The sequence below is a fragment of the Methylovulum psychrotolerans genome (assembly GCF_002209385.1).
Classification (GTDB): Bacteria; Pseudomonadota; Gammaproteobacteria; order Methylococcales; family Methylomonadaceae; genus Methylovulum; species Methylovulum psychrotolerans.
In genome coordinates this window covers 1,841,085-1,856,121 of the sequence record NZ_CP022129.1, presented here as the reverse complement: position 1 = coordinate 1,856,121, position 15,037 = coordinate 1,841,085, and the positions used below count along the sequence as shown (strand labels likewise).

Sequence of the window (15,037 nt, the reverse complement as noted above, 5' to 3'; positions counted from 1 at the left end):
CCCAGCCAATTTCCGGTATGATTACCTTTTTTTAAACAGTAAGCGGCGGAGGTGCTTCCGGCTTACGGGTCTTTAAGGGTAAAGGTAAAGAATGATGGAATGGTTGTTGGTGCCGCTCGCCTATAGCGTGGGTTCTGTTTGTAGTGCGATTGTTGTCTGTCGCTTAATGGGTCTGCCTGACCCGCGTGAGCAGGGTTCGGGTAATCCGGGGGCGACTAATGTCATGCGCTTTGGCGGTAAGAAGGCGGCGGGGATTACCCTGCTGGGCGATTCGCTCAAAGGCCTGCTGCCGGTCTATGCCGGAAAAATGTTGGGCGTACCGACGGAGTTGCTGGCCATTATTGGCTTGGCGGCATTTATGGGACATTTGTACCCGGTGTTTTTTGGCTTTAAAGGTGGTAAAGGTGTCGCTACCTCGGTTGGGGTGTTACTGGGCTTTTCTTGGCTGTTGGGGGGCGCGGTTATGGCGACTTGGCTGCTGATGTATAAAATCGGTAAAATTTCCTCGCTGTCGGCCTTGGTCGCCTCGGTCTTGTCGTCGCTGTATGCGTGGTTCCTGATTGGCGATCCCGCTATTGTCAGCGCCACAGCGGTGATGACGGTCTTTTTGCTCTGGCGGCACAAAACCAATATCGAACGCTTGTTAACAGGGGAAGAAACCTAAAACCCTGCCCGTTAAGGGCTGGGAATGCTAAACCCCGTCCATCATGGTAAGGTTATTTTGCCCTTCACTGTGCTGCGCCAGTTGGAGCATTCACCGGATGCGTTTTAAATGTCGGCCTTAATTGTTTTGGACACCAATATTCTGGTTTCGGCTATGATGGAAACCGGCTCGGCACATCAGGCTTTAGCCGCTTGCTTTAAGCGGCAGGCTACGCCTTTGGTGGGTTCCGCTTTGTTAGCCGAATACGAATCCTTGCTGCACCGCCCAGAATTGGAGCCTAGATACCTGCTTGCCCCAGAAGACCGGGAAGCTCTGTTAGATGACTTCTTGGCGGTTTGCCGCTGGCAATCGGTTTATTTCACCTTCCGGCCCAACTTGCCGGACGAGGCCGACAACCATGTATTGGAACTTGCGCTGGCTGGTGGAGCCACAACGATTGTTACCCAAAACGTCCGTGATTTTCAGCGCGGTGAGTTGCGGTTTCCCCATTTAAAAATTTTGCACCCTAAAGACTGGCTAGAGGAGCTTTACCATGACCACAATGACTGTTGAGTTACCCGACTCGCTGTTTGCCGAATTGCAGCAAGCCGCAACCCAGAACCACATTTCGACCGAATCGCTGTTGGTCGAAATGGCACGGCATAACATCCAGCAAATAAAAGCCGAACAGCATTTTAGGGAACGTGCTGCACGGGGCAACCCAGAACGGGGCTTGGCATTGCTGGATAAAGTTGCGCATCGTTAGGATAAATTCTGATTGCACCGGATGTTGGCCATTATTGCTCTGGCGGCATAAAGCCAATATCGAACGCCTGTTAGTGGGGAAAGAGACCTAAGCACCTGTCCGTTAAGGACTAGAAACCCTAATGGCTCGCGTCAATTGGCGGCGCGGTGTAAAGATGGCCTTCGGACACCGGTAAAATGTTTTTTCCAATAATGGTTTTTCAGGTTAGACACTATAACTGAACCCGTGCGTTCGCTAGGCGCGTGGATAAATTGGCTATCATCGATATAGATACCGACATGCGAGAAGGCATTGCCGTCAGTATTAAAAAACACCAAGTCGCCCGATTGTACGGCATGTTTGGAAATGGGCGGTAAGGCCGCCGCCATTTGCCGGGTGGTGCGGGGCAGAACGATACCGTGCCGCCGATAGACGTGGCGGACAAAGCCACTGCAATCAAAGCCCTCTTCGGGTGATTCCTTACCGTAACGGTAAGGTGCACCTTGCAGGCTTAGGGCATAATTGACGGCAGGCGGGCGACGGCCAGAAGGGGCGACCGCCTGGGGCGGCTGAGCTTGGTTTTCTGGCGTACCGGCGCAGCCAACCAGCAGAATGGGTAAACTCACGCTGAGTAGCCGCAAACAGGATAATACTCTCGGATAGCTCGTCATAAGGGGGCGTGCTGTTAAAAGGGTGTGGCCGCCCAGCGTTGCCTGAGCATTGTCCGGTTAAGCGCCAACCATTGGATAGCAATAATGGGTATCGCCGATTCTATCTCGCGGGTTTCCAGCATCCGGTAAGCATCGGCAAAGTCTACGGCGCGTACCAAAATATCTTCATGTTCTTCCGCCAAGCCATAAACGCCGCCCACCGCCGTGCTGTCCACTTTGCCGCAAAATAGGGTCAGGCGTTCCGCCGTGCCGCCTGGGCTGGTGTAAAAGCGGCTGATTTCCAGCAATTCTTCAATGGCGCAACCCGCCTCTTCCAAGGCCTCACGATAGGCGACTTCGGCGGCGGTTTCGCCCTCTTCAATCGCCCCGGCGACAATCTCCACCAGCCAAGCACGGTCCGGCTGCACTAATGCCCCGACCCGAAACTGCTCGATCAGCACCACTTGATCTGTGTTGGGGTCATATAACAGCACCCCCACACATTCGCCGCGTATAAACAGCTCCCGGTCTAGCTCAGCGCTCCATCCCCCTGCATATAAGGTATGTTTAAGGCGATACTTTTCCAAACGAAAAAAACCGTTATAAAGGATCTCATGATTTAAGATACTGAAGGCTTGGCTCATAATAGGACGGATAAGGAATGGAAAAGTTTATAGTTAAAGGTTAGCACCGACATTTACAGACTAAACCTTCTGGCTTGTTAAAACCTGACAGGCTTGACGGCATTGCTTCCATGGCAGCCCCTCACTATCGCACATTGTAGCGCGTTGTAAAAAATCACGCCGTGTTTCCGTGATAAGCAACCTTTCATAGAATACGGCCTGTTCAAGCAGAGCGCAAAGACCTTAGGAACGTGCATGAAATAAAATCTGTTGTAGAGGCGAAAGTACGGCAACCCCCACCATTTAGAGATTGGTGCGTGTACCGAAATACCGGGCGGCGTACAGCAGTTGAGAAACCAGAAAACTAGCCTATTTCGGATGGGGAAAATTTACCATGAAGGGCAAAACAACAAAGCGTAAGGCTTTGCAACTGATTGATTAATGGTGCCGATGATAGGAATCGAACCTACGACCTTCGCGTTACGAGTGCGCTGCTCTACCTGCTGAGCTACACCGGCTGGAACTGTGGGAGAGGGAAATAACGGTAAAGCCGACGATTATAAAGGAGTCCGCATACGCTTGTAAATCACCTTAACCCGCCCTAAGGACAAATGGTGGTTTCCGCATCACCAAGGCGCGGCCACGCACTCAAAACCGCCTTGACCACCGTGGCCAAGGGAATCGCCAAAAACACCCCCCAAAAACCCCATAAGCCACCAAAAAACAAGATGGCGATGATAATGGCGACAGGATGCAGGTTAACCGCCTCGGAAAATAACAGCGGCACCAACACCACGCCGTCCAGGGCTTGAATAATCGAATAGGCGATGACAATATACATAAACTCGTCGCCTTCCAAACCCCATTGGAAATAAGCGACAATCAGCACCGGAAACGTCACCAACGTCGCACCGATATAAGGTATGATAACCGATAAGCCCATCAGCACCGCCAACAGCATGGCGTAATTTAAGTTCAGCGCGGCAAACGTGATGTAACTGATGGCCCAGAGCACAAACACCTCGGAAAACTTACCGCGCACATAATTGCCGATTTGGGTGTCCACTTCTGTCCAAACCCGCACGGTCAAGTAACGGTCTGTGGGCATAAACTGCAAAAACCAATTGATAAAAACGCTTTTGTCTTTCAAAAAGAAAAACACCATCATCGGCACCAAAAACAGATAGACCATGACACTGACCAAACCTATCACTGATGCGGCGGACAACGACAGCACGTTCTGCCCATAAGTGAGCAACTCTTTTTGCACGGCGTTCATAATCTGAAGAATACGGTTTTCGGAAATGAACTTCGGATACATGTCCGGCAGGCGCATGATACCGTGCTGGGCGCGGCTGATGATTTCGGGGATATGCTGCACCAATTCGACCGACTGTTGCGAGACAATAGGCATCAGATAAAACAGCAAAAAAATCAGGCACGCCATAAACCCCGAAAACACCAGATATACCGCCAACAACCTCGGCAAGCGGAATTTTTCGGCATTGCTTGCCAAACCTTCCAACAAGTAAGCAATGACGATGGAGGCGAATACCGGCATCAGCAGGTCGGACAAAAAATAAACCAGCAAAAAAATCGCCACCAGCAAAACGGCCAGCGAAACCGCTTGATTATTGGGCAAAACATGCCGTAGTGCGTTGCTCAAAAAGCGGAGATTGGCGGATTTATCTTGGTTTATCATGCAGAATCGGCTATTTTTATTATGTGGTGTTAGCGATATTCTACATCCAATAGCCTTTTTCGCCCCATCTGATTTACAAATGCCAATAACAGGCTTTTGAATTATTGGCGGCCTTCCCCTACAATACAAGTCCACAACCACAGCAGGATAAACAGATGCAAATTGATGTATTTAATGGTGATGCCGATGGTATATGTGCGTTGGTGCAACTGCGCCTTGCCCAGCCCGCCGACGCAAAATTAGTCACGGGTATCAAACGGGACATTCAGTTGCTTAACCAAGTCACCGCCGCAGAAGGCGACCAAGTGACCGTTTTGGACATTTCCTTAGAAAAAAACTGCACCGCTTTGGAACGCATTTTAAGCCTAGGGGCGCGGGTGTTTTATGTTGACCACCACCAACCCGGCATTATCCCAGAACACCCCAACCTGACCACGCTGATCAATACCGATGCCAATATCTGCACCAGCCTGCTAGTAGACCAACACCTGCAAGGCAAATACCGTGCATGGGCAGTCACCGCCGCCTTTGGCGACAATCTCATCGCCAGTGCCGAAGCCGCCGCCAAACCCTTAGGTTTGTCACAAGCCCAACTCGACAAGCTCAACGATTTAGGTGTGTGTATCAACTATAACGGCTACGGCGGCAGCTTGGAAGATTTGCATTTTGCCCCTGATGTACTGTTCCGGGAACTGGCCCCTTATGCCTCGCCGTTCGATTTCATGAGCGACAACAGCGCCAGCTACCAACAACTGCTGGGCGGTTACGCGGAAGATATGGCACAAGCTTTGCAGATTAAACCAGAGCATGAGACCGCCGCCATCGGCGTGTACATTTTACCGGATGTCGCTTGGGCACGGCGCATCAGCGGCGTGTTCGGCAATGAGCTGGCTAACCGTAACCCCGGCCGCGCCCATGCCGTGTTTAGCTTCACCGAAAAAGGCGATTACCAAATCAGCGTCCGTGCACCCTTAACCAACAAAACGGGTGCGGATGAATTATGCTCATCATTCCCGACGGGCGGTGGCCGCAAAAGCGCGGCGGGTATCAACCATTTGCCCTTAGACCAGCTAGGTGCATTTATCACAGCATTTGCCGAAAAATACCGTTAAGATTATTCCCTATCCTCCATTAGACCTGATAAAGAGTATGACTACCACAAAAAGCACCAATACTGTCTGGCATCATGCCACTATCACCCGCGCTGACAGGGAAAAACTCCATCAACACAAAAGTGTGATTATCTGGTTTACCGGTTTGTCAGGTTCCGGCAAATCCACCCTGGCCCATGCGGTGGAAGACTATTTGCATAAGATGGGCATCTCCACGTTTGTTTTGGATGGCGATAACGTCCGTCATGGCTTATGCAGCGACCTGACCTTCAGCGATGACGACCGTGTGGAAAATATCAGGCGGATAGGCGAAGTCGCCAAGCTGATTATCGAATCGGGCGTAATCACCTTGACCGCATTCATCTCACCGTTCAAATCCGACCGTAATGCGGCACGGAGCTTAGTCCCACACGGTGATTTTATAGAAATTTATTGCCAATGCCCGATTGAAACCTGTGAAAAACGTGATGTGAAAGGCTTATACAAAAAAGCCCGCGCCGGGGAAATCCCATTTTTTACCGGTATCGACTCGCCTTACGAAGCCCCTGAAAAGCCGGAGCTAGCAGTCAACACCCACGACCAATCCTTAGCCGAAAGCGTACGTTGCGTGATTAACCTGTTGATAGACCGGGGTATCATTAAGGATACCCCGTTACCTGATGACGCGGATTGAGGGTAAACGGCTAAGCCACCGCTTAGGTTATGACTAAGCGGTGGTGTTGAGTAGGCTGGGCGATGTGATGAAAAGCCGCTGTATCTTTGACCGGATGGCGGCTTTTTTCTGCCTTGAATAACGGGGAATGGGCTGTTTTTTAGCCTTTGTCCGGTGCCGTGTAATTCCATTATTGATAGAGGGGCTAAGTCCATGTTCATCTTAATCAATATAGCTAATCCAATATAAGCCGATAAGGACTGCCCGTCCTTCAAGGACGTACAGTCCTTCCTGTCGCCTTTTTGGCATCATCAATTTATATCGTATTGGCTATACAGACCTCGGCGGCGCGGGTCAAGGCACTGTCAAGCAGGCATTCGGAAACCGTCTTGCTGGTGACGGTCGCCGCGTCTTGCAGGGCGCGTTTTACGCGCGGTGTGGTGCGGATGTCGATCCGCTCGGATTTCGGTTCTTGTTCAAGGTGCATCATTGGCTCTTCCGGCCAGTTAAATCTGAAAGCAATATATGACACACATTGTCAGGACGGTAAAGGACTGTTTGCAATTGTCCAATTTTGTCTGGTGCGGTACGCGAAAAGGCCTGACGTGGGCAAGTAGACGTTAAGCAAGCAACAGTTTTTCAGCCGTGGCTAAAGGCAAAAACAGAACTCTGGGCATACCGACAAGCTGGCGGAATCCGTGATGCTTATAGAAATTCACGGCCTGATCGTCTTTGGCATCCACGAGCAGGGCAAACGAAGCGGGAGCGGCGGCAATCGCCTTTACGGCGGCATCGGCCAGCAAGGATTTCCCCAAACCACGCCCCTGATACCGCCTGTCTACGGCTAAACGCCCAATGCGGACGGCTGGCATGGTGGGATAACGGGGCAGGCGTTTGGCATCTTCAGGGGGCAAATCCGCTGTGGATACGCTGGCGGACGCAATAGTGTAGTAGGCCACTACCTGCTGGGTCGCTGTTTCGACGGCCACAAAGCAATTGGCTATGCGGCGGCGACTATCCTGCGTGGCTTGTGTTTGGAGATAGAGGTCAAGCCTGCTGTCCCCGCTGGTAAAAGCGGATCGGTCATGCTGGCTGGCTAAGGCTTCGAGGCGGAAAAGAGCGGTCACTCAACACCGAACAATTCACGGCGTTTCTCAAAAGCCCGGCGTAAAGCGTCTGTCGGTTCAGGGGGATTAAGGATGCTTTCGGCAAAAAGACGCTGATCATCTACGGAAAGGCGGATGATGTCGGTGGTCTCTATTGTCTGCCGCGCCGCCTCACTGGAGGCCGCGATAACGAAATCTGTCAACGTCCGCCCTTCTATCTCGGCGGCGCGTTTCAGCATCGCGTGGATATGAGGGGGCAAGCGGGCTTCAAGACGGGCTGTTGGTGGTTTTGATTCTTTCATGTAATGAATATACGGCAATATGCCGTATGGTGTCAACAGGTAAATCACGGATTGCCTAACAAACGAAGGGGTTTTAGACAAATAGCGACACAAGCAAAAACAATAGGTTATAAGTTTAAGAATTTTATTAAACTTATAATGGCTTATTAGACGATAGCCGTAATGCGCCGAATGATTGCAACTTAACATACGGTGCCATACGGCTTCTCCTATTGCACCTTACCGCGTTAAAAGTATTGATTTTTAGCGCAAGTTTTCCTCATTGGTCTTTAATTCCTGTATTATTTTGGCTTATATTTCTATTTTCCAAGCGATGGTGGGACCTAGAGGCTTCAAGACGTTACCGTGCAAATTTTAGCCTCTTGACTGATAATTGCCACTTAAGCCCACTCACTTCCCCAACAAAAACAAACTAGCCAAGCCCAAGACAATAAAAAACCCCATCGAATCGGTGATGGAAGTCAAAATCACACTGGTGCCGACTGCCGGGTCTTTGCCAAACTTATAGCGCAGCAACGGGATGCTCAAACCGACGATGACCGCCACCAGCAAATTGATGAACATCGCCGTCGCCATCACCCCCGCCAAAGCAAGGTCGTGATACAGCAAAAACCCCAGCAAGCCCATAATCAGGCCGATGAACGTCCCGTTCAGTGCCGCCAGGGTCAATTCTTTCCTAATAAGCCGCTGCACATTGGCGGCAGTAATCTGCCCTAAGGCCAAAGAGCGGATAATCAGCATACTGGTCTGATTACCCGTATTGCCGCCCATCGCCGCGACAATCGGCATTAACGAGGCCAACGCCACCAACTGCAAAATCACATCCTCATACAGGCCGATGATGCGCGTCGAGGCGAAGGCGGTGGCGACATTAATCAACAGCCAGCCCCAACGGTTTTTCGCGCTTTTCCAGACACTGGCGAACAAGTCCTCCTCTTCCGTCACCCCCGCTTGGCTAAGCAAATCCTCATCGGATTTTTCGCGGATAAAATCCATAATGCTATCGACGCATAACCGCCCCTGCAACTCGCCGTTTTGGTCGACTACGGGCGCGGAAATCAAATCGTAACGCTCAAACGCGCGGGACGCTTCGCCGGTATCTTGGTCAGTCTGGAACACCACAAAATCCGTGACCATCACCTCGGCGACATGCAAAGATGGGGCATGGGTCAGCAAGCGCTGCAACGGCAACACCCCCTTAACCCGGTTATGGCCGTCCACCACAAACAGCTTATCGGTATGGCTGGGCAATTTGCCCAGCTTGCGGATATACGAGGAAATGGCTTTCAGGCTCATATCATCGCGGATGGTGATCATGCCAAAATCCATCAACGCCCCCACCTCATCGTCCTCGTAAGACAAAATGGCGTTCAGATGGGTGCGTTCGGTACTGTTCAGCGAACGCAAAATGCGCAACATCGCCCGTTTCGGCAAATCGGCGGCCAGATCGGCCAGTTCGTCCGCGTCCAGATTACCCGCCACCGAAGCCAATTCGTCCGCCGCCATACCAGAAATTAGGCTATGCCTGACCGCATCCGACACTTCCAACAAAACTTGCCCGTCTTGGTCGGCCTTAATGGCATCCCAGGCGGCCTTACGTTGGTCTAACGGCAACGATTCGAGGATAAAGGCGATGTCCGCCGGATGCAACAGCGCGAATTTTTCCCGCAAGCGCGTATGATGCTGTTTATGCAGCACCGTCTCCACCAACTCATGGTTAGTGGCGGGGCCGCGCTGCACCAGCGACATTTCCAATTGCTGTTTGGCCAGTAAGGTAACGATTTCGTGCAATTGGTGCTGCAAAAACTGCGCAGTATGTAGTTTTTCAGTGGCTTCCATCGTAGTTTGTCCGGGGTCTAGGGATGCGGTGCATCTGCATCCTATCGTTAATCGCCTGAATAGTGCCTTAACAGCAGGCTTTAGGGTCTAGGCACTACGCCGATTCGAGCCAATAGTTCTTGCCAGAGTTCATTATAGGCCCTTACTGATGGGCCGGACTTACAAAAAGCCCCCAAGGGCCGCCGCTCCAAGCCCATGCGCTCAATATCGCTGGCGTAAGGGATAACCGTCTGCAACAGTTCGGGTACAGTCGCCGACAATTGCCGCATCATATCCTTGTGCAGAGATTTGCGCCGGTCAACCATAGTACAAAAAGGCAGCAAAGGCAGTTTAGCCAACTCATGTCCGGCCATAAAGTCTTGTAACTGCGTTAAGGTGCGCAGCGATAAAGTGGTGGGGATCAGCGGCAATAAGATCACATCGGCGGCGACAAACACCGCCTCCGACAACAAAGACAGGTTCGGCGGGCAATCCAGAAACACAAAATCGTAGGCTTCCGCCAAGGGTTTGAGGCGTTTTTTCAGTTGGCGGGTGGGTTTTTTCTTGGCATCCAATAAAAAATCATGGTTGCGGAAGGCAAAATCGGCGGGCAATAAGTCCAGACCCGGAAAATCAGTGGCCTTAATCAAGTCTTCCAACTCGCTGTCACCAGCGAACAATTGCTTGCCACCGCCTTTCAGCTTCGGCTTAATGCGGAAATAAAAGCTGCTGGCGGCTTGCGGGTCAAGATCCCACACTAAAGTACGGTAGCCGCCCTGTGCGGCGAGAAAAGCCAAATTCACCGCGCTGGCCGTTTTACCCACCCCACCTTTAATGCTATACAGCGCGACTATTTTCATCCCCCCCTCCCTGCGCTAAGCGCATCCTGACCTTAAGCCATAGTTAACTGACGTTACGCAGTAACGTCGCTTTACCCCCGTTTGCCGCGCCGAGCATCGCAGGGTTTGTCGGGATCAGCCCGAAGGGGCGCGGCAGGGATGCCGCGCGTCGGCAGGTGGGCAGGAGCCCACTCTGCCGACCCCCGACAAAACCGAGAAGCGCAGGAAGAAGCGGCAATCGGGCCGCCTTTTCTTTGGATACTTTCTTTTGGCGGAGCAAAAGAAAGTATCTCGCCTTCGGGTGCGAGAACCCGATTAAAAAAAACCGTCGCGACAGCGACTCATTATTTTTTTCATTATCAGAAAATATCCGCTTAATATCAGATATTTAAACCTGTGTCGCCAACCCCGACCGATACGCCCGCATCAGGGCGAGAAAGGCCAAAAAATCATACAAGGCATGAATAATGATGGGCGTGAGCAAGTTACGGTCGCCCTGAATATCCATCATCACCCCCAAATAAATGCCGACCAACCCCGCCAGTACCGAATACAGCGGCGTAACCGAATGTACCAAACCAAATAACACATTACTGAGCAACAACCCCGCCGTCAGCCCCCACGATACTTCCAGCCAAGGCTGAATAACGCCACGGAAGAGAATTTCTTCGGAAATCCCCGCCACCGCCGCCAAAACCAACAGCCCAACCCAATCATAACGGTGCAGGCTGGGGCCTAAGGTTCTGAGCAAAAACTGGCGGATTTGCGCCACCGAATGCCCCTGCACTTTCTCCATCGCCAAAAACATCATAAACAGCGGCAACGTCCCCACCCCACCATACAGCAAGCTGCCGAAAGTAAAGTGAATGTTGGCGAACGGGTTGAGGTGGGCGATCCAGCCTAACAGCATCGCCACCAGAATTAGCGAGGCCTCAAAGTAACAGGCTTTTTTAAAAAAATTATCGGATCTTAAGGGCACTTTAGTCATCGGCACAGCTAGAATCTATTTAAAACAGACATTCTAAACCACCCTGTAAAAAAAATGCTTAAAAATAGTATAAGACAGGAAAATACCTTTACGGCAGGCTTTTTTAGCCTTGAAAAACCTAAACGTAGGACATTTCCGCCAAACGGGATGGGCGGTGGGAGAAAAATGGCTAATGCGGGCAAAAACAGGCAAAAGCCGCGCAAGCAGCGGCAGGGGAAATCAAGGGATGCGCGGATAAGGCGGTAAAACCTTATCCGGCCTTCGGTAGGCCAACGCTACGGCCTACGGCATGAAGGCAAAATCGGGCGGCGGCTTATCGGGCTTTAGCCAAGCGTTTTTCCAACGCATCAGCCAGCAAAGGCTCTTGGTGGCGCACATGGGTAAGGAAATGCCGTCTTAACATTGAATCTTCCGGGATGTGCAATTTAGCCGCCAACTTAGCGGCGGCAGACTTTTGGGAAGGTGCAAAAATAATGGCGACAACCGCTAAAGCCAATAAACCTAACGCAGTGATTTCAATCATATTTATCTCTATTGTAGAAAAAGGCCAACAGCCCCGTTACCGTCTTAATAAGGGCATACTGGGTAAACGGCCAATTATACAGCAAACGTTAAACGATGCACCATGCCATGCACCAAAACATAACATTGCCCATCAATTTTATTTTGCCACAAAAAACAAGGAAATAGCGCACTAAAGCCAAGCCTTGCCGACATAGCCCAAGATTTTTGAAGCCATTAATGGGCAAGTGCTGGCAGCAACTGCCCAAATTTAGGCAAACCGTTAAAAAGTCAAGCGATTAACGCCTGCAAAAACACTTTTTGCCTGTATAATAACGGGTTAGTTTTTTGACACGGCCCCCTATGCAAAAATATGATGGTTTGCTGATCCACGAAAGCCACGATGACGACGGCATCATCGAAGTGGTGGAAGCGGCAGGCGTAAGATCGTTGCACTTTGGCTCATCCTCCATCCAAAGCGCGATACTGTTAACTGACCCAGAACACTTGGCCTTAGCTTATGTGCGCAGCATGACCAGTTGGCAGCTCTTTAAGGAGACGCTGGCCGACCCCGTGCTGCTCATCGGCCTAGGCGGCGGCTCCATCACCCGGCATCTGCTCCACCACCACCCCGATTGCCGCCTGACCGTCATAGAAAGCCGCAAAAGCGTGGTGCGGGTCGCCCGCAGCCATTTCGGCCTGCCGCAAGACCCGCGCCTAAAAATCATTATCGGCGACGGCGGCGATTATGTCCGCCAGCGTGCCGACAGCCACCACGGACGCTATGGCCTCCTGGTGGTGGACGCGTTCGACCACGAAGGCATGGCGGCTTCGATCAGCAACCAAGCGTTTTTTGATGCCTGTCAAGCCCTATTAAAAGACGACGGCATCTTGGTCATTAACCTCTGGGGTGGCACCAGCAACCCCTTGTTCCAAGCCGCCGCACTGTGGCTGGGCAAAGCCTTCGACTGGAAGTTATTATTCCTGCCCGTGGTCGGGCGCGGCAACATCATCGGCTTGGCCTTTAAGCAGGCCGTGCCGGGCATCTCCTTAAAAAGCCTGCGTGCCCGCGCCGTCGCGCTGGAGCAGCAATTACACATCGATTTTCCGGCGTTTTTGCGGGATTTAAACAAGCATAACGCCAGCACCCTTAAACAAGTGATAAAACCATGACCGACACCACTCAAGCCGCCCCCTACCTGTTCGGCTACCGCAAATATTGGGCGCAACGCTTTGGCACCGCCCCCTTACTGCCGATGACCCGCGCCGAAATGGACGAACTGGGCTGGGACAGTTGCGACATCATCCTCGTCACTGGGGATGCCTACATCGACCACCCCAGCTTCGGCATGGCGCTGATAGGCCGCTTATTAGAGTCGCACGGCTTCCGCGTCGGCATCCTCTCGCAACCCGATTGGACATCCGCCGCCGACTTTAAAGCCCTAGGCCGCCCTAACCTGTTTTTTGGCGTCACCGGGGGCAATATGGACTCGATGGTCAACCGCTACACCTCCGACAAAAAAATCCGCTCCAACGATGCCTACACCCCCGACGGTGCAGCGGGCAAACGCCCCGACCGCGCCGTTAACGTCTACTCGCACCGCTGCCGCGAAGCCTTTAAAGACGTGCCGATCATCATCGGCGGCATTGAAGCCAGCCTGCGCCGCATCGCCCATTATGACTATTGGTCAGACACCGTGCGCAAATCAGTGCTGCTCGATGCCAAAGCCGACCTGCTGGTTTACGGCAACGCCGAGCGGCAAGTCGTCGAAATCGCCCACCGCCTCGCCAACGGCGAAGCCATCGGCGACCTGGTCGGCATCCGTGGCACCGCGCACTTCGTCAAAACCATCCCCGAAGGCTACGCCGTCAAAGACTCCACCGACATCGACAAGCCCGGGGCATTAATGCCGCCCGTCAACCCCTACCAAGAAGAGCCCGCCTGCGACCTAAAACCCGACGCGCCTAGCAGCCTCCTCGACGCGGGCGAACACGCCATCCGCTTCGACAAACTGCTGATGCGCAGCCAACGCGCCAAGACCGTGTTGCGCTTGCCCGCTTTTGAGGCCGTCAAAGACGACCCAATTTTATACGCCCACGCCTCGCGGGTGATGCACGCCGAAACCAACCCCGGCAACGCCCGCCCGCTGATCCAACAGCACGGCAACCGCCAAGTCTGGCTCAACCCGCCGCCCATCCCGCTGACCACCAAAGAAATGGACGGCGTGTTCGACCTGCCCTACTCCCGCCTGCCGCACAAAGCTTACGGCGGCGCGAACGTCCCCGCGTTTGAAATGATCCAACATTCGGTCAACATCATGCGCGGCTGCTTCGGCGGCTGCACCTTCTGCTCCATCACCGAACACGAAGGCCGCATCATCCAGAGCCGCTCGGAAGACTCCATCATCCGCGAGATTGAAGCCATCCGCGACACCTCGCCCAACTTCACCGGCCACATCTCCGACTTGGGCGGCCCCACCGCCAACATGTACCGCTTGGCCTGTAAGGATGAAAAAATCGAAGCCGCCTGCCGCAAGCCCTCCTGCGTCTACCCTGGCATCTGCCCGAATCTTAACACCGACCATACCCCGCTCATCAAATTGTACCGCCGCGCCCGCGCCTTACCCGGCATCAAACGGATATTCATCGCCTCCGGCCTGCGCTACGATTTGGCGGTCGAGTCGCCCGAATACGTCAAAGAACTGGTCACCCACCATGTCGGCGGCTACCTAAAAATCGCCCCCGAACACACCGAACAAGGCCCGCTGTCAAAAATGATGAAGCCCGGCATGGGCACTTACGACCGCTTTAAGGAAATGTTCGACCAATACTCCAAAGAAGCGGGCAAAGAACAATACCTGATCCCCTACTTTATCGCCGCCCACCCCGGCACCACCGACACCGACATGCTCAACCTGGCCCTCTGGCTAAAACGCAACGGTTTCCGTGCCGACCAAGTGCAAGCCTTCCTGCCCTCGCCGATGGCCACCGCCACCGCCATGTACCATTCCGGCAAAGACACCCTGCACAAAGTCAACCACAAAGCCCCCGACATCTACATCCCCAAAAGCGTCAAACAACGCCGCCTGCACAAAGCCTTTTTACGCTACCACGACCCCAAAAACTGGCCGATGCTGCGCGAAGCTTTAAAAGACATGGGCCGTGCGGATTTGATCGGCAACGGCAAACACCACCTCATCCCCTCGTTCCAACCCAAAGGCACCGTACCGGAGACGGGCAAGACCCAAGCGTTTAAGACTAAATATACGGGGTTGGATAAGCAGAAACCGGGGGTTAGCAAGGGGAAAGTTTATGGCGGGAATCGGGGCAAAGCGCGGTAATTTTTATCTGCTTTA

Annotated in this window: 17 protein-coding genes and 1 tRNA gene; 7 read left to right on the top strand and 11 right to left on the bottom strand. The window is 52.7% G+C overall.

Features of this window, described 5'->3' with window-relative positions:
• Window positions 1–91 precede the first annotated feature (91 nt).
• From plsY to CEK71_RS23135, 3 genes are all read left to right on the top strand, one after another.
• The gene (plsY, locus tag CEK71_RS08425; RefSeq protein WP_088618977.1) at window positions 92–664 is read left to right on the top strand and encodes a glycerol-3-phosphate 1-O-acyltransferase PlsY; all 573 of its coding nucleotides are present in this window, start codon (window positions 92–94) and stop codon (window positions 662–664) included.
• 108 nt (window positions 665–772) lie between these two features.
• On the top strand, window positions 773–1,216 hold the full coding sequence (locus tag CEK71_RS08420) for a putative toxin-antitoxin system toxin component, PIN family (protein WP_088618976.1): 444 nt from the start codon (window positions 773–775) through the stop codon (window positions 1,214–1,216).
• On the top strand, window positions 1,197–1,409 hold the full coding sequence (locus CEK71_RS23135; protein WP_198328510.1) for a hypothetical protein: 213 nt from the start codon (window positions 1,197–1,199) through the stop codon (window positions 1,407–1,409). The genes CEK71_RS08420 and CEK71_RS23135 overlap by 20 nt, the downstream gene beginning before the upstream one ends.
• Window positions 1,410–1,540: 131 nt before the next feature.
• Here the strand turns inward: CEK71_RS23135 and CEK71_RS08410 are convergent, their stop codons facing one another.
• The 4 genes from CEK71_RS08410 to CEK71_RS08395 all read right to left on the bottom strand — a co-directional run bounded on the left by CEK71_RS08410 (window position 1,541) and on the right by CEK71_RS08395 (window position 4,363).
• Window positions 1,541–2,014, bottom strand: a complete 474-nt coding sequence (locus CEK71_RS08410; RefSeq protein ID WP_232463787.1) for a C40 family peptidase — start codon at window positions 2,012–2,014, stop codon at window positions 1,541–1,543.
• A 59-nt stretch (window positions 2,015–2,073) separates the two neighbouring features.
• Window positions 2,074–2,682 carry an NUDIX domain-containing protein gene (locus tag CEK71_RS08405; protein ID WP_088618973.1) on the bottom strand — a complete coding sequence of 203 codons (609 nt, stop codon included), beginning with the start codon at window positions 2,680–2,682 and terminating at the stop codon, window positions 2,074–2,076.
• Window positions 2,683–3,103: 421 nt separating this feature from the next.
• A tRNA-Thr gene (locus CEK71_RS08400) sits at window positions 3,104–3,179 on the bottom strand.
• 83 nt (window positions 3,180–3,262) lie between these two features.
• Window positions 3,263–4,363 (bottom strand): AI-2E family transporter, encoded by a 1,101-nt coding sequence (locus tag CEK71_RS08395; protein ID WP_088618972.1) that lies wholly within the window; start codon window positions 4,361–4,363, stop codon window positions 3,263–3,265.
• A gap of 155 nt (window positions 4,364–4,518) precedes the next feature.
• On the opposite strand from CEK71_RS08395, the gene CEK71_RS08390 reads away from it, so the two are divergent.
• Both CEK71_RS08390 and cysC read left to right on the top strand, forming a co-directional pair.
• Entirely contained in the window at window positions 4,519–5,475 is a 957-nt protein-coding gene (locus tag CEK71_RS08390; protein ID WP_088618971.1) for an acetyltransferase, read from the top strand.
• A gap of 37 nt (window positions 5,476–5,512) precedes the next feature.
• Window positions 5,513–6,148: an adenylyl-sulfate kinase gene (gene cysC / locus CEK71_RS08385; RefSeq protein ID WP_088618970.1), complete on the top strand. Its 636-nt coding sequence runs from the start codon at window positions 5,513–5,515 to the stop codon at window positions 6,146–6,148.
• 295 nt (window positions 6,149–6,443) lie between these two features.
• On the opposite strand, the gene CEK71_RS08380 is transcribed toward cysC, so the two are convergent.
• From CEK71_RS08380 to CEK71_RS08345, 7 genes are all read right to left on the bottom strand, one after another.
• Window positions 6,444–6,617, bottom strand: coding sequence for a type II toxin -antitoxin system TacA 1-like antitoxin (locus CEK71_RS08380; RefSeq protein WP_198328508.1), 174 nt, complete (start codon window positions 6,615–6,617; stop codon window positions 6,444–6,446).
• Between the two features lie 130 nt (window positions 6,618–6,747).
• A complete protein-coding gene (locus CEK71_RS08375; RefSeq protein WP_088618968.1) occupies window positions 6,748–7,254 on the bottom strand; it encodes a GNAT family N-acetyltransferase in 507 nt (168 codons plus the stop codon).
• Entirely contained in the window at window positions 7,251–7,535 is a 285-nt protein-coding gene (locus CEK71_RS08370; protein WP_088621549.1) for a type II toxin-antitoxin system TacA family antitoxin, read from the bottom strand. The genes CEK71_RS08375 and CEK71_RS08370 overlap by 4 nt, the downstream gene beginning before the upstream one ends.
• 390 nt (window positions 7,536–7,925) lie before the next feature.
• Window positions 7,926–9,374 carry a magnesium transporter gene (gene mgtE / locus CEK71_RS08365; protein ID WP_088618967.1) on the bottom strand — a complete coding sequence of 483 codons (1,449 nt, stop codon included), beginning with the start codon at window positions 9,372–9,374 and terminating at the stop codon, window positions 7,926–7,928.
• Window positions 9,375–9,454: 80 nt separating this feature from the next.
• Window positions 9,455–10,213, bottom strand: coding sequence for a ParA family protein (locus CEK71_RS08360; protein WP_088618966.1), 759 nt, complete (start codon window positions 10,211–10,213; stop codon window positions 9,455–9,457).
• A gap of 367 nt (window positions 10,214–10,580) precedes the next feature.
• The gene (locus CEK71_RS08350; protein WP_088618965.1) at window positions 10,581–11,180 is read right to left on the bottom strand and encodes a CPBP family intramembrane glutamic endopeptidase; all 600 of its coding nucleotides are present in this window, start codon (window positions 11,178–11,180) and stop codon (window positions 10,581–10,583) included.
• A 313-nt stretch (window positions 11,181–11,493) separates the two neighbouring features.
• The gene (locus CEK71_RS08345) at window positions 11,494–11,703 is read right to left on the bottom strand and encodes a hypothetical protein (protein ID WP_088618964.1); all 210 of its coding nucleotides are present in this window, start codon (window positions 11,701–11,703) and stop codon (window positions 11,494–11,496) included.
• 341 nt (window positions 11,704–12,044) lie between these two features.
• Between CEK71_RS08345 and CEK71_RS08340 the strand changes: the two genes are divergently transcribed.
• A complete protein-coding gene (locus CEK71_RS08340) occupies window positions 12,045–12,854 on the top strand; it encodes a spermine/spermidine synthase domain-containing protein (protein ID WP_088618963.1) in 810 nt (269 codons plus the stop codon).
• Window positions 12,851–15,022, top strand: a complete 2,172-nt coding sequence (locus tag CEK71_RS08335; RefSeq protein WP_088618962.1) for a YgiQ family radical SAM protein — start codon at window positions 12,851–12,853, stop codon at window positions 15,020–15,022. Before CEK71_RS08340 ends, CEK71_RS08335 begins: the two co-directional genes overlap by 4 nt.
• Window positions 15,023–15,037 lie beyond the last annotated feature (15 nt).